Annotated in this window: 17 protein-coding genes and 2 tRNA genes; 6 read left to right on the top strand and 13 right to left on the bottom strand. The window is 76.7% G+C overall.

Translation table 11 applies throughout. The features are described from left to right. Positions 1-244: 244 nt before the first annotated feature. Together ACU610_RS22030 and ACU610_RS22025 are read left to right on the top strand one after the other, a co-directional pair. Complete coding sequence (locus ACU610_RS22030; protein ID WP_446769827.1) at positions 245-1,222, top strand: UDP-glucuronic acid decarboxylase family protein; 978 nt, start codon at positions 245-247, stop codon at positions 1,220-1,222. A 90-nt stretch (positions 1,223-1,312) separates the two neighbouring features. Next, positions 1,313-2,953, top strand: coding sequence for a VWA domain-containing protein (locus ACU610_RS22025; RefSeq protein ID WP_446769826.1), 1,641 nt, complete (start codon positions 1,313-1,315; stop codon positions 2,951-2,953). Positions 2,954-3,151: 198 nt separating this feature from the next. Here ACU610_RS22025 and ACU610_RS22020 read toward each other — a convergent pair whose 3' ends face one another. The 9 genes from ACU610_RS22020 to ACU610_RS21980 form a co-directional block, all read right to left on the bottom strand. Continuing rightward, positions 3,152-4,102 carry a glycosyltransferase family 9 protein gene (locus tag ACU610_RS22020; RefSeq protein ID WP_446769825.1) on the bottom strand — a complete coding sequence of 317 codons (951 nt, stop codon included), beginning with the start codon at positions 4,100-4,102 and terminating at the stop codon, positions 3,152-3,154. Continuing rightward, positions 4,099-5,478 carry a D-glycero-beta-D-manno-heptose 1-phosphate adenylyltransferase gene (gene rfaE2, locus ACU610_RS22015; RefSeq protein ID WP_446769824.1) on the bottom strand — a complete coding sequence of 460 codons (1,380 nt, stop codon included), beginning with the start codon at positions 5,476-5,478 and terminating at the stop codon, positions 4,099-4,101. Before rfaE2 ends, ACU610_RS22020 begins: the two co-directional genes overlap by 4 nt. After that, positions 5,475-6,155: a D-sedoheptulose-7-phosphate isomerase gene (locus tag ACU610_RS22010; protein WP_446769823.1), complete on the bottom strand. Its 681-nt coding sequence runs from the start codon at positions 6,153-6,155 to the stop codon at positions 5,475-5,477. The genes rfaE2 and ACU610_RS22010 overlap by 4 nt, the downstream gene beginning before the upstream one ends. Further along, positions 6,152-7,378, bottom strand: coding sequence for a glycosyltransferase (locus ACU610_RS22005; protein WP_446769822.1), 1,227 nt, complete (start codon positions 7,376-7,378; stop codon positions 6,152-6,154). The genes ACU610_RS22010 and ACU610_RS22005 overlap by 4 nt, the downstream gene beginning before the upstream one ends. Beyond that, positions 7,375-8,355 (bottom strand): glycosyltransferase, encoded by a 981-nt coding sequence (locus ACU610_RS22000; protein ID WP_446769821.1) that lies wholly within the window; start codon positions 8,353-8,355, stop codon positions 7,375-7,377. Before ACU610_RS22000 ends, ACU610_RS22005 begins: the two co-directional genes overlap by 4 nt. Further along, positions 8,352-9,404, bottom strand: coding sequence for a glycosyltransferase family 9 protein (locus ACU610_RS21995; RefSeq protein ID WP_446769820.1), 1,053 nt, complete (start codon positions 9,402-9,404; stop codon positions 8,352-8,354). Before ACU610_RS21995 ends, ACU610_RS22000 begins: the two co-directional genes overlap by 4 nt. Then, positions 9,401-10,900, bottom strand: a complete 1,500-nt coding sequence (locus ACU610_RS21990) for an HAD-IIIA family hydrolase (RefSeq protein ID WP_446769819.1) — start codon at positions 10,898-10,900, stop codon at positions 9,401-9,403. Before ACU610_RS21990 ends, ACU610_RS21995 begins: the two co-directional genes overlap by 4 nt. 131 nt (positions 10,901-11,031) lie before the next feature. Then, positions 11,032-11,547, bottom strand: coding sequence for a MarR family winged helix-turn-helix transcriptional regulator (locus tag ACU610_RS21985; protein WP_446769818.1), 516 nt, complete (start codon positions 11,545-11,547; stop codon positions 11,032-11,034). Between the two features lie 25 nt (positions 11,548-11,572). Continuing rightward, entirely contained in the window at positions 11,573-12,268 is a 696-nt protein-coding gene (locus tag ACU610_RS21980; RefSeq protein ID WP_446769817.1) for a hypothetical protein, read from the bottom strand. A gap of 262 nt (positions 12,269-12,530) precedes the next feature. On the opposite strand from ACU610_RS21980, the gene ACU610_RS21975 reads away from it, so the two are divergent. The 3 genes from ACU610_RS21975 to ACU610_RS21965 all read left to right on the top strand — a co-directional run bounded on the left by ACU610_RS21975 (position 12,531) and on the right by ACU610_RS21965 (position 16,240). Continuing rightward, positions 12,531-13,841: an alpha-hydroxy-acid oxidizing protein gene (locus ACU610_RS21975; RefSeq protein ID WP_446769816.1), complete on the top strand. Its 1,311-nt coding sequence runs from the start codon at positions 12,531-12,533 to the stop codon at positions 13,839-13,841. An 81-nt stretch (positions 13,842-13,922) separates the two neighbouring features. Next, complete coding sequence (locus ACU610_RS21970) at positions 13,923-15,347, top strand: amino acid permease (protein WP_446769815.1); 1,425 nt, start codon at positions 13,923-13,925, stop codon at positions 15,345-15,347. Then, positions 15,344-16,240 (top strand): universal stress protein, encoded by an 897-nt coding sequence (locus ACU610_RS21965; RefSeq protein WP_446769814.1) that lies wholly within the window; start codon positions 15,344-15,346, stop codon positions 16,238-16,240. Before ACU610_RS21970 ends, ACU610_RS21965 begins: the two co-directional genes overlap by 4 nt. Positions 16,241-16,379: 139 nt before the next feature. On the opposite strand, the gene ACU610_RS21960 is transcribed toward ACU610_RS21965, so the two are convergent. Further along, the gene (locus ACU610_RS21960; RefSeq protein WP_446769813.1) at positions 16,380-16,811 is read right to left on the bottom strand and encodes a MarR family winged helix-turn-helix transcriptional regulator; all 432 of its coding nucleotides are present in this window, start codon (positions 16,809-16,811) and stop codon (positions 16,380-16,382) included. A 96-nt stretch (positions 16,812-16,907) separates the two neighbouring features. Here ACU610_RS21960 and ACU610_RS21955 point away from each other — a divergent pair, with 96 nt between their 5' ends. Then, a complete protein-coding gene (locus ACU610_RS21955) occupies positions 16,908-17,435 on the top strand; it encodes a DUF2269 family protein (protein ID WP_446769812.1) in 528 nt (175 codons plus the stop codon). Positions 17,436-17,771: 336 nt separating this feature from the next. On the opposite strand, the gene ACU610_RS21950 is transcribed toward ACU610_RS21955, so the two are convergent. The 3 genes from ACU610_RS21950 to ACU610_RS21940 form a co-directional block, all read right to left on the bottom strand. Then, positions 17,772-17,844: transfer RNA gene (locus tag ACU610_RS21950), tRNA-Arg, on the bottom strand. Positions 17,845-17,865: 21 nt separating this feature from the next. Then, a tRNA-Ser gene (locus tag ACU610_RS21945) sits at positions 17,866-17,954 on the bottom strand. 90 nt (positions 17,955-18,044) lie between these two features. Continuing rightward, positions 18,045-19,250: an MFS transporter gene (locus ACU610_RS21940; RefSeq protein WP_446769811.1), complete on the bottom strand. Its 1,206-nt coding sequence runs from the start codon at positions 19,248-19,250 to the stop codon at positions 18,045-18,047. Between the last annotated feature and the right edge of the window lie 19 nt (positions 19,251-19,269).

The raw sequence follows: 19,269 nt of genomic DNA, 5'->3' as shown, positions 1-19,269 counted from the left end.
CTCCTCACGCCTCGCAGGCTCGGCGCGAGCCTCGGGGCGGGGCCCGGGACGGGGCCGGCGGCCCCCTGGAGGGTGGCCGTTCCAGCACCTCACCACGCGGGCCGCCGGTCTCCCCATGGAGACCGGCGGCCCGTCGCTGTGGGCACCGAGGGGAACACTTAAACGGCGAAGTGTGCGGCGGTGATCTTCGGGTAGGAGCCGCGGCGGCGCGCACGGTCGCGCGTCCGGTGCGGAGGGAGCAGGCATGGTGCGCGCGGCACGGACGATCCGGCGGGCAGTCGTGACCGGGGGTGCGGGTTTCCTCGGCTCCCACCTCTGCGAGCACCTGCTCGAGCGGGGCGTCGAGGTCGTCTGCCTCGACAACTTCCTCACCGGCTCGCCGCAGAACGTCGTCCACCTGATGGAGCACCCGGGCTTCCGGCTGGTCCGCTGCGACGTCACCGACTTCGTGCACGTGCCCGGCGAGGTCGACCTGGTGCTGCACTTCGCCTCACCGGCGAGCCCGCTGGACTACCTGAAGATGCCGATCGAGACGCTCAAGGTCGGCAGCCTGGGCACGCTGCACACGCTGGGCCTGGCGCACGAGAAGGGCGCCCGGTACGTGCTGGCCTCGACCTCCGAGGTCTACGGCGACCCGCTGGTGCACCCGCAGAGCGAGGAGTACTGGGGCAACGTCAACCCGGTGGGCCCGCGCGGCGTCTACGACGAGGCCAAGCGCTTCAGCGAGGCGATGACCACGGCCTACCGGACGTCGAAGGGCACCGACACCGGCATCGTCCGGATCTTCAACACCTACGGGCCCCGCATGCGCCCGGACGACGGCCGCGCCATCCCGGCCTTCGTCGGGCAGGCGCTGTCCGGCCGGCCGGTGACCGTGGCCGGCGACGGCTCCCAGACCCGGTCGATCTGCTACGTCGACGACACCGTGCGCGGGATCCTCGCGATGGCCTTCTCGGCCGAGCCGGGCCCGGTCAACATCGGCAACCCCGACGAGCTGTCGATGCTGCGGCTGGCCGAGTGGATCGTCGAGCTGACCGGCTCGTCGTCGGAGATCTCCTTCATCGACCTCCCGGTGGACGACCCGAAGGTCCGCCGTCCCGACACCACGCGCGCCGAGCAGCTGCTGGGCTGGCGTCCGACGGTGCCCTCGGAGGAGGGGCTGCGGCGCACGGTGGCCTGGTTCGCCGAGCAGCGGCAGGCCGCCGTCGTGCGCGCCGGGTGATCCACAGCGGGTCAGCGATCGCATCTACTGTGTAGTGGGCGGTCGTGGGGTCGCCGGGGACGCTGACCACCTGGACGGGGGAGCTGCACGATGGGCCGCCACGCCGCCACCTCAGCCGCGCGCCGGTCCGCGCCGCTCACGCCGCCGGTCCTCATCGCCCTGGCCGTGGCCGCGGTCGTGCTGGTCGCCGGCGGCATCACCTGGTGGGCCGTCGGCGCGGGGAACGGCGACTGTCCCAGCACCGCGGTGGTGCGGGTCGCGGTCGCCCCCGAGCTCGCCCCCGTCGCGGAGCAGGTGCTGGGGAACGCCGAGGGGTTGCGCCCGGAGGACTGCGCGTCCGCCGAGGTGACCGCCCAGCAGCCGGTGCAGACCGTCGGTGACCTCGCCGCCCTGGACGCCGGCGACCTGCCGCACCTGTGGGTGCCCGACTCCTCGCTGTGGGCGGCCCGCGCCGGGGACGCCGCCCTGGAGGCCGTCGGCTCGGTCGCCTCCTCCCCCGTGGTGCTGGCGACCAGCCGGGCCGCGGTCGGCGCGCTCGGCTGGCAGGACGGGGCGCCGGGCTGGGCCGCGACGCTGTCCAGCGACCAGGGCATCGCCGTCCCGGACCTCGCGACCAGCGCCGAGGCCCTGTCCGCGCTGAGCGCCGTCCGGACCGCGCTGGGCGGCGGCCAGGAGGCCGACAACGCCGTGGTGCAGACCGTGCTCGCCGCCGAGCGCGGCCCGTCGGTCTCGCCGGCCGACGCGCTGACCGCCGGCGGCGAGGGCGCGCCCGACGCGCCACTGGTGCCGGTCAGCGAGCAGGAGGTGTGGGCGGCCAACGCCGACGCCGAGGACCCGCAGCTGGTCGCCGTCTACCCGCAGGAGGGCTCGCCCGGGCTGGACTACCCGCTGATCCGGGTCGGCACCGCCTCGGCTGCGGACGCCGCCGCGGTGGACGCCGCCGTGCGGGCGCTGACCTCGGACGCCGCCCGCACGGCCGCCCTGGAGGCCGGTTTCCGCGGCACGGACGGCACCCCGCCGGCCGACGCCGAGGCAGCGGGGATCCGGGAGGCGGCCCCGCAGGCACTGCAGCTCGACCCCGGCCAGGTGCAGGCGCTGCTCGCCCAGCTCTCGGAGCTCTCCGCGCCGTCCCGGATCCTCACCGTCTTCGACGTCTCCACCTCCATGGAGGCCCCGGCCGGCGACGGCACCCGCGCCACGCTCGCCCGGGACGCCGCGAAGAGCACGCTCACGCTGGTGCCGGGGAACTTCGCCCTCGGCCTGTGGTTCTTCGCCAGCGAGCTGGAGGGGGACCGGGACTGGTCCGAGGCGGTGCCGACGCGGCCGCTCGAGGCGGAGGTGGATGGCTCCGTCCAGCGCGATCTCCTCGACGAGGAGCTCGACACCATCCCCGACCGGCTGAGCCCCGGCGGCACCGGCCTGTACGACACCACCCTGGACGCGGTCCGGGCGGCGCGCTCGGACTTCGACCCCACCGCCGTGAACAGCGTGCTGATGGTCACCGACGGCACCGACGAGGACGACGGCATCTCGCTGGGGTCGCTGCTGGACACGCTGCGCGCCGAGGCCGACCCCGAGCGGCCGATCAAGGTCATCGGTGTCGCGCTCGGCCCGGACGCCGACCTCGACGCGCTCGAGCAGATCGCCGAGGCGACCGGCGGTGCGGCGTACTCCGCGGTCGACCCGACCGACCTGCAGACCGTCCTGTTCGACGCCCTCCGCCAGCGGTGAGCCATGGCATCGCGGTCCTCCGGACCGCAACCGTCCCCGGCCGCCGCTGACCCGGGGCGTGTGCCCGCCGACCTCTCCCCCTGCCCCGCTGTGTAGGCAGGGGGAGAGGTTCGACAGGAACACCATCCCTGGACGCTCTCCCGCTGCCCGCCATGCGGGGCAGGGGCAGAGCACGCAGGGGGAGACACAGGGAGCAGGTCAGGTGCGGGCCAGCAGGTCGTCGAGCGCCGCGGTCACCTCGTCGACCGAGATCCGCGCCAGCGCCGGGTCGAGCTCGGTGCCCCACGGGTCCCCCGTGCCGTCGCCGTGCCAGAGGACGACGTGCAGTGTCCCCCGCTTCCCGGCCCTGACCGGTGGCCCCCACAGCGCCGGCGACACCGGCCCGAACAGCACCACCGAGGGACGGCGGTAGGCGGTCGCCAGGTGCGCCATGCCGGTGTCCCCGCTGACCACGACCCGCGCGCCGGCGACCACCGCGGCCAGCTCGAGCGTCGTCGTCCGCCCGGCGAGCACGGCACCCTCCCCCAGCCCGGCGCCCTCGGCCACCTCCCGGGCGACGGACACCTCGGCCGGGCCGCCGGTGATGCGGACGTCGAGCCCCGCGGCGGCCAGGTTCCGCGCGACGGCGGCGAACCGGCCGGCCGGCCAGCGCCGGCCGGGGAACGCCGCGCCCGGGTGCACCAGCGCGACGCCCGCCGGCGCCGGGGAGGGCACCGGGGGGACGGCGAGGTCGAGCGCGTCGGGGCCGGCGTCCACCCCGAGGCCCTCCGACACGAGCCGGCACCAGCGCCGGACCTCGTGCTCGTCGGGGTACCAGGTCGGCCCGGGGTAGCCGGGGCTGTCGAAGGTCAGCAGCCGGTCCGGGCGCAGGTCGGCGACCACGACGTGCGAGGCGGGTCCCTTGCCGTGCAGGTCGACGGCGAGCTCCGGCGGCGGGCCCGACCAGTCCAGCGGCTCGAGCTCGCGGGCGGGCAGCACCTCGTCGACCGCGTCGATCAACGCAGCCAGCGGTTCGAGCGCCGTGGTCGTGGCCAGCACCAACCGGTGGTCGGGCACCGCGGCGCGCAGCGCCCGGATCGCGGGCACGCCGGTGAGCAGGTCCCCCAGCCCGAGCGGCCGGAGCACGACGGCGACGGGCTGGGCACTCACACCCGGGAGCGCTCGACCAGGGCGGTCGTGGAGTGCCCGTCGAGGTAGGGCAGCACGACCGCCTGGCCGCCCCAGCGCCGCAGCACCGCGGCCTCGGGCAGGTCGGCGCCGGCGTAGTCGCCGCCCTTGGCCCAGACGTCGGGCCGCAGCCGGTCGATCACCTCGGCGGGGGTGTCCTCGTCGAAGACGACGACGGCGTCGACGAACTCCAGCGCCTCGAGCACCCGCGCCCGGTCGGCGGCGGTCACCAGCGGCCGGGAGGGGCCCTTGAGCCGGCGCACCGAGTCGTCGGAGTTGATGCACACCACCAGGCAGTCGCCCAGCCCGCGGGCGGCCCGCAGCGTCGCGACGTGACCGGGGTGCAGCAGGTCGAAGCAGCCGCCGGTGGCGACCACCGTCCCGCCCGCCGCGCGGACCCGCGCGATGACGCCGTCGACCCCGGGCTCGGCGACGTCCGGCCCAGGAGCCGCCTCGACGTCCCAGGCCGACGCCCCGCCGCGGGCCACGAAGGCCCCGGCGGAGGCGACGGCGGCCGCCACCGCCTCGCCGGTCACCGCGCCGTCGGCCAGGGCCAGCGCCGCCGCGGCGGCGAACGAGTCGCCGGCTCCGCACGGGTCGCCGCCGGTCGCCGGCGTCGCGGGCACGACCATCGGGGCGCCCTCGCCGTAGGAGAGTAGCGCGCCGCGGGCGCCGAGGGTGACGACGACCGCGCCGACGCCCCAGTGCCGGATCAGCGCCTCGGCCCGCGCCCCGACCGCGGCCAGTCCGTCGCCCTCGGCGGCCACGCCGGCGGCCGCGGCCACACGGGCGGCCTCGGTGCCGTTCGGCGTGACCAGCCGGGTGTGGGGGACGGGGTCCGCGCCGCGGGGGTGCGGGTCCCAGACGATCGGCCCGCGGGCTCGCCCCAGCGCCGCCCGGACGGCGGGGTCGGCCGTCGTCCCCCGGCCGTAGTCGGCGACCAGCACCGCGGCGGCCTCCCGGAGGACCTCGGCCGCCTCCGCGGGCAGCCGGCCCAGCCCGGCCACCGGGGCGCCGCTGTCGATGCGCGCCACCGAGTGGTCGCCCACCCGCACGCGGCGCTTCACCGCCGTGCCACCGGTCGCGGGGATCTCGACCAGCCGCACCCGGCCGGCCAGCAGCGCGCGCAGCCGGTCGGCGTCCTCGTCGTCGGCCATGGGGGTGACCAGCACGACCTCCCGGCGGGTGGCCCGGGCCGCGATCACCGCCGCCAGGGCCGCACCGCCGGGGCGCTCGCGGGCCTCGACGTCCTCGACGACCGGCACCGGCGCATCGGGGGTGAGCCGCGAGGCCGTCCCGACCAGGTCGACGTCGAGCAGCGCGTCCCCGACGACGACCAGTGCCCCGGTCGCGCTCACTGCGCGACCCCGAGCCGGGTCTCGGGCACGCGGGCCGGCTCGGCGAGCACCGCCGCGTCGAAGGCGGCGCACACCAGGTGCAGCGCGACCAGGTGGCACTCCTGCACGGTCGCCGTCCACGGGGAGTCGATGCAGACGGCGTCGTCGGCGACGGCGACCAGCGGGTTGGGCGCCGGGCCGGTCATCGCGAGCACGGTGATGCCGCACTCGCGGGCCCGGCGGGCGGCGGCGACGGCGTTGGGGCTGCGGCCGGAGGTCGACAGCAGCACCAGCACGTCACCGGCCCGCCCGTGCGCCTCGACCTGCCGGGCGAACAGCTCGTCGGCCGGGTAGTCGTTGGCGATCGCGGTGAGCGACGACGTCTCGGCGGTCAGGCAGATCGCCGAGAACGGCGGCCGGTCGGCCCGGTAGCGGCCGACCAGCTCGGCGGTCAGGTGCTGCGCCTGCGCGGCGCTGCCGCCGTTGCCCGCGGCGAGCAGCCGGCCGCGGTGCTCCCCGCACAGCACGTCGGCGAGCAGCCGCCCCCAGCGGTCCAGGGTGTCGAGCTGGCCGTCCAGCGAGGTCAGCGCGGTGGTCAGCGAGGCGACGTGGTCGGCGCCGGTCAGGTGGGTGCAGGTGTCCGGCGACACGGCCTCGCTCGCGGAGTGGGGCGCCTCCGACAGGGGGGCGGGGTTCATCGGGCGACCTCCACGCGGCTCGTGCCGCTGCCATCGGTGCGGACGGGGCCGGCCAGGACCTGCCGGTAGACGGTGTCGGTGTCGGCGACCACGCGGGCCCACCGGTAGCGGTTGCGGGCGCGCTGCACCCCGGCCGTGCCGTAGGCGGCGCGGCGGGAGTCGTCGGCCAGCAGCGCGGCGAGCACCGCGCCGAGCCGGGCCGGGTCCCGCGGCGGGACCAGGTCGCCGGTGACCCCGTCGGCGACGGAGTCCTGCAGCCCGCCGACCGCGGTGGCGACCACCGGGCGGCCGCAGGCCATGGCCTCCAGCGGGGTGATGCCGAAGGGCTCGTACCAGGGCACGGCCAGCACGACGTCGGCCGAGCGGATCCACGCCGGGACGTCGGCGCGCCCCACCGCGCCGGTGAACACCAGCCGGTCGGCGACGCCCAGCGCGGCGGCCACCGCGCGCAGCCGGCGGACCTCGGGGTCCTCGTCCAGCTCCGCGGCCGGCGGGCCGCCGACGACGACCAGCTCGGCGTCGGGGACGGCGGCGAGCGCGCGGACGGCGTCCTCCTGCCCCTTGCGCTCGACGAGCCGCCCGAGGACGAGCAACCGCTTCCGCTCCCCCCTCGGCGCGACCGGGCCGCGCGGGGTGAAGACGCTGGTGTCGACGCCGCAGGGCACGACGGAGACCCGGTCGCTGTCCAGGCCCAGCCGGCGCAGCTCGAAGACCTCGTCGGAGCACGTGGCGACGACGTGGTCGACGTTGCGGCACAGCGAGCGCTCCAGCTCGATGCGCTGCGGCGGGGAGGTGTCGGCAGCACCCTGGTGGCGGCGCTTGACCGAGCCCAGTGCGTGGAAGGTCTGCACGACCGGAACGGCGCCCGCGGCGGCGACCGAGGCCAGCCCGCTCATCCAGAAGTGCGCGTGCACCAGGTCCGGCGGCCGCTGTGCCCACTCCCGGCGCAGCCCTGCGGCGAACTCGGGCATGTGCCGCAGCAGGTCGTCCTTCGGCAGCACCGCGGCCGGCCCGGCGGTCACGTGCGCGACGTCGTAGCCGTCGGCCGTCGTCACGCGGTCGGGCTGGTCGGGGTCCTCCCGCCGGGTGTGCACGGTCACCGCGTGCCCGCGCCGGGCCAGGCCTGCGGCGAGCGCGGCGACGTGCACGTTCTGTCCGCCGGCGTCCACGCCGCCGATGGCGGCGAGCGGGCTGGCGTGCTCGGACACCAGGTCGATGATCACCGGGTCACCTCCTCGAGTAGCGCATCCCAGTCGGAGAGGAACCGGGGAAGCCCGTACCGCTCCAGCGCGGCGGCGCGTGCCGCCTTGCCGGCCAGCCGGGCGGCGTCCTCGTCGTGCAGGTAGGTGCGGACGGCGTCCCACAGGACGCCGGGACGGGTGGAGAGCACGCCGGCCTCGGCCGGCACCGCCTCCACCACCTCGGTGGTGGCCAGGGCGACCACCGGCAGGCCCAGGTGCATCGCCTCGAGCAGCGAGAGCCCGAGGGAGGTCCACCGGACCGGGTGCACGTAGACCCGGCGGCGGGCCAGCTCGGCGTGCATCGCGGCCTGCGGCGGGTCGTCGTGCAGCGCGACGCGGTCGGGGTCGAGGCCGTAGCGCTGGTGCAGGCCGCTGAGCCCCATGCCGAAGACGTCGACCGGGGCGACCGCGGCCAGCCCGGGCAGCAGGTCGGCACCGACGGTCCGGCCGCGGCGCACCGGCTCGTTGGTGACGACGGCCGCCCGCGCCAGCTCGCCGGTCCAGCGCTCGCCGGGGTCGACGATGCCGTGCTCGACGACCGTCGTCGGCGCCCGGCCGTTGTCGTAGAAGAGCTCGTTGAAGTACGTGACGTGCGCGATCGGGATGTCGTCGCGGTCGGCCAGCGGGTGCCGGGTGTGCGGGACCGGCCCGTCACCCGGCTCCAGACCCGGCGCGTTGTGCTCGAGGAAGACGGCGGGCAGGTCGCGGCCGGGCTCGCGGCCCAGCCACTCGCGGACCAGCTCCAGGTCGCGGGTGCGCTGCAGGACGACGACGTCGACGTCCTCGTCGCGCAGCTGCTCCGGGGTCACCTCGCGGGCCGACGCCGGCCAGTCCCAGGTGCGCGCCCGGCCCAGCCCGTCCGGACCGCGTCCCGGGACCACGGGCAGCAGGTACTCGTGCCGCCCCTGGACGAACGCCGTCGTCCACGAGCCGTGCACGTGCCAGAGCAGGACCTTCACGCGCTCACCAGCTTCTCCACGGCCGCGACGACGTCCGCCGCGGTCACCGACGTCAGGCAGGGGTGGCCGGGGACCGGGCACTCGCGGGCCCGGGTCAGCCGGCAGGGGGCGTCCTGGTCGCCGAGCAGCACGGTGGGGACGCCGTAGGGCGCCCACCGCGCGGCCGGCACGACCGGGGCGAACAGCGAGACCACCGGCGTCCCGACGGCGGCGGCCAGGTGCGCCGGGCCGGTGTTGCCGACGACGACCGCGGCGGCCCCGTCGAGCAGCGCCGAGAGCTCGGCGAGGCTCAGCGCACCGCCGAGGTCGACGCCGCGGGTGCCGGCGACGGCCGCGGTGAGCGCGCGCTCCCCCGGCCCGCCGGTGACCAGCACCCGGTGGCCGGCGTCGGCCAGCGCCCCGACCGCCTCGGCGCAGCGCTGCGCGGGCCACGCGCGGGCGGGGACGCTCGCGCCGGGGTGGACGACGACGTAGCCCGGCGCGAGATCTGCACACCGGTGGCCATCAGGTCCCCGATCGCCACCGGTGTGCAGATCTCGCAGGTCGGGCAGGGGTCGGCGCACGGCGAGCCGGCCGTCGTCGCCGGCCGGGAGGTCGAAGCCCGCGGCCCGGGCCAGGGACAGGGCACGCTCGGGCTCGGGCAGGTCGTCGTCCACCCGGTGGCGGACGTCGAGGAGCGACCCGGGGTAGTCGACGCTGATCGCGGAGATCCGCGGCACGCCGGCGGTGCGCAGCACCAGCGCCAGGGGCAGCGGCGACTGGTGGAAGGACGTGGGGACGACCGCCTCGCCGGGGGCCAGGGTGCGGACCCGCTCGGTGAGCCCGGCGAGGTCGCCCGCGTCGACCGGCGGCGGGTCACCGAGGATCCAGGGGCAGGCCCAGGTCCACACCTCGTCGACGCCGGGCAGCAGCCGGGCCGCCTCCGCGCCGGCCGGACCGGCGAGGAACACGACGCGGTCGGCGCCGGCGGCCACGGCCCGCACCAGCGGCCCCTGGACCAGGACGTCGCCGACCGAGTCCAGCCGCGCGACCAGGACCGTGCGGGTCACCACTCACCCGCCAGGAGCTGCTCGACCGCCTCGGTGATCGTGGCGGCGCGACGCGGGGCCGCCTCGACCTCCGCCCGCCGCGTCACCGGCGTCGGGACGAGGACGCCCGAGGCCCCGGCGGCGGCCGCGGCCTCGACGTCGGCCCCGATGTCGCCGATGACCACGCAGCGGGCAGGATCGACGTCGAGCTCGGCGCAGGCGGCCTTGACCATCCCGGGCGCGGGCTTCCGGCAGCTGCAGCCGTCGTCCGGCCCGTGCGGGCAGACCTGGACGGTGTCGAACGGGCCGAGCAGCTCGTCGAGCCGGGCCATGCAGGCGTCGACCTGCGCGCGGGTGATCAGCCCGCGGGCCACGCCGGACTGGTTGCTCACCACACCGACCCGGACCCCGCGGACGCGCAGCGCGTCGACGGCCTCCCGCGCGCCGGGCACGGGCGTCACCAGCGCCGGGTCGCCGTTGTACGGGTAGTCGCGCACGAGGGTGCCGTCGCGGTCGAAGAGCACCAGGTCGGGCAGCCCGCGCCAGGGCCGCACCCGCCGGTGCTGCACGGCGCCGCGCAGGAAGTGCCAGGTGGCCAGCGGCGGGATCACGGCGCTGGTGGCGAGCATGGTGCCGACCTCGGCGCGGTCGCGCGGGCCGGGGGCGATCCGCGCCCAGGCGAACTCACCGGTGCCGACGGCCCAGGCCGCGGCGGCGGCGAGCGCGGCACGCGGCCGGCGGGCGGCGGCGAGGCCGACGGCGGCCAGCCCGGCCGCCGTGACGGCCAGGTGCCGCGGCCGGCGGCCCAGTGGCGCGTCGGCGCGCTCGCGCCAGCCGGGGCCGTGCAGCCGCCGCATGAGGACGTCGTCGGCGTTGCCGGCCTGCACGCGGACGCTCACCCAGCGGTCGACCGGGCGCACCGGGTGGGTGATCCAGCGCTGCCCGCGGACCAGCCGGGCACCGGTGTCCATCACCCGCAGCGCCAGGTCGGAGTCCTCGCGGAAGGCGCGCGGGAAGCGCTCGTCGAAGCCACCGACGGCGGCCAGGGCGGCGCGGCGGTAGGCGAGGTCGGCGGTGATCCAGGAGCTGGTGGCCAGGCCCGCGGTGCCGCGCTCCCAGTCGGTGGGCCGGCGGTCCGCGGGGAGCGGCACCCGCACCCGGCCCTGGCTCCCGGCCACGTCGGCCGGCAGGTCGGAGAGGTCCTCGGCGAGCCGCTGGTACCAGTCGGGGTCGGGGACGACGTCGTCGTCGAGGAAGGCCACCCACTCGGTGCGCACCGTCCGCCAGCCGAGGTTGCGGGCGCGGGCCGGGCCCCCGCCCCCGGTGCGCACCACGCGCACGGGCGGCAGGCCGGGCCGCTCGGGACGCAGCGGCTCGCCGGTGGGCCGGTCGTCGACCAGGACCAGCTCGGCCGGGCGCGGTCCCGGGGCCTGCGCGAGGGCGTCGAGCAGCACGTCCAGGGACGGCCGGCCGACGGTCGGCACGACCACGGAGCACTGCTCGATCCCCACCTGCATGATCACGTCCTGCCCGCGTTGGGTGGAGCGGAAACACTACGGGCTTGAAGTGTCCCCCGGACGGGGTGCGCCCGGCCCCCTGCAGGGCCCCGCCGCGAGCCTGCGAGTGGCGGGGGGCAGGGGGTCCTTCTTCAGCGGCGGATCCTGGCCGCCGCGGAGACGCGGGCGAGCGCGTCGGTGACGACGGCGGCGTCGTCCCCCAAGAGGGTGAGCAGGTGCGCCACCAGGTCGTCGTGGGTCGGACGGGCCTCCTCGACCTTGGCCCGTCCGGCGGGGGTGAGCCGGGCGTGCAGCAGCCGCTTGTCGCCCGACGAGCGCTCCCGGACGACGAGCCCCTCGCTCACCAGGCGGCTGACGGTGCTGGTCACGCCGGCGCGGGAGATGCCGAGCGCCTCGGCGAGCTCGCTCATCGAGGCCCGCTCACCGGGCGCCTCGGCGATCCGGCGCAGCGCCTCGTACCCGGTGAGCGAGAGGTCGTGCCGGCGGTGCAGGGCGGAGTCCACGCGGCGGGTGATGCGGTCGTGCACCTGCACGATGCGCAGCCAGGTCTCGGCCGGACGGGGTGCCGCCCCCGGGACGTCGGCCACGTCGCCGGGCACGTGCTCGGCGGGGACGTCTGGAGCCAGGGCGTCCTCGGGGCGGGCCACCGGACCATCGTCGCCGACGGAGCGCTCAGGCGCTCCCGGGGGACGTGGGGGCGCGGTCCCGCGCCCCGGGCCGCCGGGCCCCGGCGGCGAGGGCGAGACCGGCGCCCATGGCGACCAGCGACCCGCCGGCGGCCAGGAGCGGCCACGGGACGCCGCCGGTGACCGCGGCGGCCTCCTGCGCGGAGACCTCGACGACCCGTGCGCCCTCGGTGGTGCGGGGGGCGGCCACGCCGCTCGGGTCGGGCAGTCCCGGGACCGGCACCGGCACCGCCTTCCCCAACTGCGGCACCACCGCCGGGCCGCTGGGCGCGCTGATGGCCGCGCAGTCCTCGGCGGTCGGCCGGGTGAAGCTGTAGCCGGTCAGGTCGTCGACCCAGCCGTCGCCCGAGCCGTCGAGGGCCCGGTACTCGAGGAACGGGTCGATGGTCTCGCCCCAGTCGACCTCGCCGGTGCTCAGCACGACGGCGGCGCCGGGCGCGACGTCGGCGGCGTCCTCCCCCGCCGGACGGCGTCCGGTGCCGAGCGTGACCGCGTAGCCGACCGTGCCGCCGGTGACCTCGACGACCACGCCACCGGGGCGGCAGCTGGGGCCGTGGGTGACGCGGGCGTCCGGGCGGGCGTCGTCGTCGACGGCGGCCGCGGGCCCGGCGAGGGCGACACCGGCACAGAGCAGGGCGAGCGTCATGACGACGACGGACGCCGGCCGGATGGCCACCTGCACGTGCACTTCCCCCTGGCTCTACGCCGGCGCAACCCGTGGTGCACCGGTGGACCCATGATGCCGGGGAAACCGGGCCGTCGGTCCGGGGCTACCTGCCGGTTGCGCGTGTCGCTACGGCGTGTCGGCAGAATTCCGGATCGGGACCGTGCCGCAGGACGTGACGAAGCCGGGGAGGTCACGCAGAGCCGCAGCACGCAACGGCACGTGCTCGGCCAGCGCCGGCGAGGACAGCACGTGACGCAGCGCTCACTACGGTGTCCGCGTGGACTCAGCAGCGGGTACCGGTCGCCGACGACAGGACGAGGTCTACCGCGCGGGGGTGTACGGCCACCGGCCCCGGGTGCCCACCGCGGCCCGGGCGCTGCAGCACCGCGCGCGCCGGCGGCTGGGCGCCCGCGCCTACTCCTACGTCGCGGGCGGCGCCGGGGACGAGGCGACCCAGCGGGCCAACCGCGCGGCGTTCGACCGGTGGGCCGTCGTCCCCCGGGTGCTGCGGGACGTGAGCGTGCGCGACACCTCGGTCGAGCTGTTCGGACGGCGGCTGCCCGCGCCCCTGCTGCTCGGCCCGGTCGGCGCGCTCGAACTGGTGTACCCCGCGGCCGACCTCGCGGTGGCCCGCGCCGCGGCCTCCCTCGGCGTGCCGATGGTCTTCTCCAACCAGGCCTCGGTGTCGATGGAGGAGTGCGCCGCCGCGATGGGCTCCTCGCCCCGGTGGTTCCAGCTGTACTGGTCGACGTCCGACGAGCTGGTCGAGAGCCTCGTCGGGCGGGCCGCGGCCAGCGGCTGCGACGCGCTGGTGGTCACCCTCGACACCACGATGCTCGGCTGGCGCCCGCGCGACCTGGACCTGGGCCACCTGCCGTTCGCCCTCGGCAAGGGCATCGCGCAGTACACCTCCGACCCGGTGTTCCGCCGGCTGGTCGAGGAGCGGGCGGGTGCCGCTCCCGCGCCGGCCCAGGCGGGGGCCGCCGCGAGCCGGGACCGGCAGCCCCGGCAGACGTTGTCCGCCGTCCGGGCCCTGGTCGGCATGGCGCGGGCCTGGCCCGGGCCACTGCTGGACAACCTGCGCTCGCCGCTGCCGCGGGCCGCCGTCGAGACGTTCCTCGCCATCTACTCGCGACCCTCGATCACCTGGGCCGACCTCGCCTGGCTGCGGGCCCGCACCCGGCTGCCGATCGTCCTCAAGGGCGTGCTGCACCCCGACGACGCCCGCCGGGCGCTCGACGAGGGGGTGGACGGCCTGGTGGTGAGCACCCACGGCGGCCGGCAGGTGGACCGCTCCCTGTCCGCGCTCGACGCCCTGCCCGACGTGGTGGCCGCGGTGGGCGACCGGGCGCCGGTGCTGCTCGACAGCGGGGTGCGCAGCGGCGCCGACGTCCTCACCGCGGTCGCGCTCGGTGCGCGGGCGGTGCTGCTGGGCCGGCCGTTCGCGTGGGGGCTCGCCCTCGCCGGCGAGGAGGGCGTGCGGCAGGTGGTGTCCGACGTGCTGGGCGAGTTCGACCTGACACTGGGCCTGAGCGGCCACACGTCGGTCGACCAGCTCTCGCCGGAGGTGCTGCGCCGGGTCGGCTGAAGTGGTCCTCGGTGCCGGTCGGCGGGACCCTGGTCGGACTCCCTCCGCCGGGGACGCCGGAACCACCCGCGAGGAGTCCGCGTGAGCACACCGCCGTCCGTCCGTGCCCAGTTGTTCCGGCGCAAGCCGGTCACCGCCATGGTCGAGGAGACCGGCGCGCAGACCGACGGCGGCGTGCTGGCCCGGCGGATCGGCCCCGTCCAGCTGATGGGGCTCGGCATCGGCGCCACCATCGGCACCGGCATCTTCTTCGTGCTCAGCTCGGCGGTGCCCGAGGCCGGCCCCGCCGTCGTCCTCTCGTTCGTGCTCGCCGCGGTGACCGCCGGCTTCACCGCGCTCTGCTACGCCGAGCTCGCCTCGACCATCCCGGTCGCCGGCTCCTCGTACTCCTACGCCTACGCGACGCTGGGCGAGGTCGTCGCCTACGTCGTCGGCTGGTGCCTGCTGCTGGAGTACGCGGTCAGCGCGGCCGCGGTGTCGGTGGGCTGGAGCGAGTACCTCAACGCGCTGCTCGACGGCACGGTCGGCGTCCGCATCCCCGACGCGCTGTCGGCCGCCCCGGGCGCGGGTGGGGTGGTCAACCTGCCGGCGGTCGTGCTGGTGACCCTGTGCGCGCTGCTGCTGGTACGCGGCGCGAGCGAGTCGGCGCGGGTCAACGCGGTGATGGTCGGCCTGAAGATCCTCGTGCTGCTGTTCTTCGCGGCGATCGCGTTCACCGCCTTCGACGCCGGCAACTACACGCCCTTCGCCCCGCTCGGCGCGAGCGGCGTGGGGGTCGCGGCGGCGTCGATCTTCTTCTCGTTCATCGGCCTGGACGCCGTCTCCACCGCCGGGGAGGAGGTGCACGACCCCCGGCGCACCCTGCCGCTGGCGATCGTCGGTTCCCTGGTCGTGGTGACGACGGTCTACCTGCTGGTCGCCGTCTCGGCCGTCGGCGCCCAGCCCGCCGGGGAGTTCGAGGGCCAGGAGGCCGGACTGGCGGTGATCCTCGAGAACGTGACCGGCTCCCGCTGGCCGGCCGTCGTGCTCGCCGCCGGCGCGGTGATCTCGATCTTCTCGGTGACGCTGGTGGTGATGTACGGCCAGACCCGGATCCTGTTCGCGATGAGCCGCGACGGGATGGTGCCGTCGCTGTTCAGCCGGGTGGACGCGCGCACGCTCACCCCGGTCCGCGGCACGGTGGCGGTGGCCCTGTTCGTGGGCGCCCTGGCCGGCCTCGTCCCGCTCGACTTCCTCGTCGACCTGACCAGCATGGGCACGCTGGTGGCCTTCACCGTCGTGTCGGTCGGCGTCCTGGTGCTCCGCCGGACGCAGCCGGACCTCCCCCGCGGCTTCCGGGTGCCCGGCTACCCCGTCGTCCCGGTGCTGTCGGTGCTGTTCTGCCTGTACCTGATCGCCGGGCTGCCGGGCGTCACGTACGCGCTGTTCGCGGTCTGGCTCACGATCGCCGCGGTCGTGTACGTCACCTACGCGCGCACCCACTCGGCGCTGCGGACCTCCCGATGACCCTCGTCGTCGGGTACGCCGTCGACCCCGTCGACCAGGCCCCGCTGCGGCTCGCCGGGTCGCTCGCCCGCACCGGTGGGGACGACGTGGTCCTCGCGACCGTCACGCCGCGCGGCTTCGACGACCCGCGCACCGACCGGGAGTGCCGGCGCTTCCTCGCTGCGGCGGTGCGGGCGGCGCAGCAGGCGGCCGTGCCGGTCCTGGACGGCGTCCCGCAGGTGCGCACGGTCGCGCTCGAGGCGCCCTCGGTGCCGGCGGGGCTGGTGACCGCCGTCCGCCAGGTCGAGGGCTCGTTGCTCGTGCTCGGCGCCGCGCGCGGCTCGGCGACCGGGCGGTTCGGGACCGGCAGCGTCGCCGGGCACCTGCTGCACTCCTCCCCCGTCCCGCTGGCGCTGGCCCCGCGGGATTGCCTCGCGCCGCGGCGGGTCGAGCGGCTGAGCTGCGCGTACGCGGGGACCGACCGGTCCCGCGAGGCGCTGGCCTGGGCGACCCGGACGGCGCAGGCGTGGCGCGTCCCGCTGCGACTGCTGGCCTTCGCCCCGGAGCGGCCACCGATGCTGCCCGCGGAGACCGGTCTGCGGGCCGAGGCACTGGTGTCGACGCAGTGGGCCGAGCAGGCGCGGGCTCAGCTGGCGGAGGTCGTCGCCGGGTGGCCCGGGCCGGGGCCGGCGCCGGAGACCCACGTCGCGGCGGGTGCGGGATGGGCCGGCGCGCTGGCGGCCGGGGAGTGGCTGCCCGGTGAGGTGCTGGTCGTCGGCTCCTCGCGGCACGGCCCCCTGGCGCGGGTCTTCCTGGGCTCGACGGCGACGAAGATCGTCCGCGCCTCGCCGGTGCCGGTGGTCGTCGTCCCGCGGGGCGCCGGCGGGTCGGACGACACGCCGGACCGGGGTTGACCTCACGTGTGACCGGAGTCACAGTGGAGGCCGGGCGGGGGCAGCCGGCAACGAGTGGCCTCCCACTGCTGGGAGGACCGACCAACGCGGCCAGACCGCCAGGACCGGCCCCCCGCCCCTCATCTCCCGCGACTCCCCGTCAACCGGTGATGTTGCGGCGCATCCGCTCCAGCGCGGCCGCGACCCGGGCGAGGTCGTCCGCGTCCAGGCCGGCGCGCAGCTGCTCGTCGTGCGCCCGCGCGGCGTCCCGGAGCCGGTCGAACAGCTGCAACCCGGCGGCGGTCAGCTCGACGCCGTGCACCCTCCGGTTCCCGGGGTCGCGGCTGCGAGCGACCAGTCCCGCCGCCTCCATGGCGTCGAGCTGCTGGGTCAGCGTGGCCGCGCGCACGCCGAGCGCGTCGGCCAGCTCCCGTTGACTGGCGACCGGCCCGGGGCGCAGTGCCACCAGGACCAGCCAGACGGCGCGCGACCCGCCGGCGGCCGCCAGTCGGGCGTCGAACGCCCGGCTGACCTCCCGGGCCACCCGGTCGAGGAGCAGTCCGATCGGCGGGCCGCCGGGAGGCCGTGGCACGCCCGCACCCTACCAAGAACGGCAGGTCCCTGATCTTTCGGTACCTAACGATTTGGCGTAGCGTCGGAGTGCCCGACCCTCCCCGGGAGGTGTGCGATGACCGCGACCCCGACAGCTCGAGGCACCCGACTGCGGCTCGGCCGCGACACCCGCCGGATGGTCCTGCTGGTGCACCTGGCCGCCTCGCTCGGGTGGTTCGGCGCCGACGTCGTCCTCGGGGTGCTCGCCGTCACCGGCTTCGTCTCGGACGACCCCGCGCGGGTGGCCGCCTGCTACACGGCCCTGCACGTCTTCGCCGTCCCGGTCCTGCTCACCCTGGGCCTGGTCAGTCTCGCGTCGGGGTTGACGCTCGGGCTGGCCAGCCGCTGGGGCGTCGTCCGCACCCGGTGGGTGCTGGTCAAGCTGGTGATCAACCTGGTGCTGGTCGCCCTCGTGCCCGTGCTGCTCCAGCCCCGGCTGGCCGAGGTGGCACGGCAGGTGCGCCAGGTCGACGCCGGACTGGCCGAGCGGCTCGGGCGGATCCCCCAGGACCTGCTGTTCCCGGCCTTCGTGTCCGGCACCGCACTGCTCGTCGCCGCGGTCCTCGCCGTCTGGAAGCCGTGGGGCCCGACCCGCCGCCGGTGACCGGCGGCGCCGGTCACGGCCTGGGCACCCGGCCCTCCGCACGCTCCACCCCTGCCCCGCACTGTGGGCAGGGGGAGAGGTCCGCGGACGCGGGTCGGTCCACGGGGGACGGCGCCCGCCGACGACGGGGACGGCGGATCGACCGACGCGACACCGCCGTCCGCCGTGATCATGGGGTTGTCGTCGCCGCGGGCGGCGTGTCCGCGCGTGTCGCCTGCAACAACCCCGTGATCAACACCCGGAGACGCCGGAGGCGGGCCGGCGGCGGCACGTGCTCGGAAGAGAACAGCGGCCCCGTCCCGGAGGACGGAGCCGCTGTGCTGTCTCAACCAGACGTGCACCCGAAGGGATTCGAACCCCTAACCTTCTGATCCGTAGTCAGATGCTCTATCCGTTGAGCTACGGGTGCGTGTTGTTCAGTTGTCGTGCGCGGAGGCTCCGGGATTTGAACCCGGGATGGGGGTTAACCCAAACCGCATTAGCAGTGCGGCGCCATAGACCGGACTAGGCGAAGCCTCCCGGGGTCCGAGTCCCCCCGGAACCACCGAGAAGACAGACTACCAGCGCCCCGGGAGGCGGTCCGCCGGGGGTCCCCGCGCGGTCGCGGCCTCAGGCGGCGACCGGCTCGGACGCCCGCTGACCGGCCGGCCGGCGCCCCGGCACCAGCGTGACCACCACCGCGAGGGCGGCCCCCGCGACGGCGAGCAGTAGGCTGCCGCTGACGCCGGCCGGACCCTCGATCAGCGCGCCGCCGAGCGCGGCCCCGACCGCCGAGGCGCCGGTGGCCATCGTCGACAGCCAGGTGAAGGCCTCGGTGGTGGCGTGCGCCGGGGTGATCGCGCCCACCAGCGAGTTCTGCACCGTCAGCGTCGGGGCGATCGCCGTCCCGCCGAGGAACAGCAGCGCGCCGAGCACCCACGGGTCGGACGCCGCGGTGAGCGGCGCCAGACCGACCGTCACGCCGAGCAGCAGCCAGCGGTACTGCCGCGGCAACGAGACGCTGACCACCCGGGCGCCGAACCAGAGCCCGCCGGCCACCGAGCCCAGCGACCACAGGGCCAGCAGGACGCCGGACATCCCGGGCGCCCCGGCGGCGTCGGCGAACGCGGGGACGGCGACCTCGAGCGCACCGAAGCCGAGCATCAACGCCGCGCCGCTGACCAGCACCCGCGGCATGCCGGGGGCGAGCGCCGTGGCGAACGCGCTGGCGTGGTGCGCCGCCGGCACCGACACCCAGCCGCGCATCGCGCCCGAGGTCGCGATGCCGAGCGCACCGGCCACGGCCAGGGTCCCGGCGACGGCCACGGCCCACGCCGGGGTGGTCAGCACGGCGAGCGCGGCGACGAGCGTCGGGCCGGCCACGAAGACCAGCTCGGTGGCGGTGGCGTCGAGGGCGTAGGCAGTGACACGCACCCCCGGGTCGACGCGGGACCACAGCGCCCGGACCGCGCCGGACACCAGCGGCGTGCCGGCGCCCGCGGCGGCCGAGGCGGCGACGATCGCCGCCGTCGGGGCACCGCCGAGGACGACGGTCACCAGCAGCGTCAGCAGCAGCGGGTAGGCCGCGGCCTGGCCCAGCAGGACCGGTCGCGGGCTGCGACGGTCGGCCAGCCGGCCGAGCACCGGCGCCATCCCGGCCATCGCCAGGCCGTACGTGGCCGACGCGAGACCGGCGACGGCGTAGGAACCGGTCTGCTGCTGCACCATGAGCAGCAGCGCGAGCGGGACCATGGCCGACGGGAGACGGCCGGCGAAACCGGCGACGAGCAGCACCGGAGCGGACGGCAGACGCCAGACGGACAGGTACGAACGCACGACGAACTCACTTCGGTAG

This window comes from Geodermatophilus sp. URMC 61, assembly GCF_052931555.1.
This window is presented reverse-complemented; position numbering and strand designations above follow the sequence as displayed.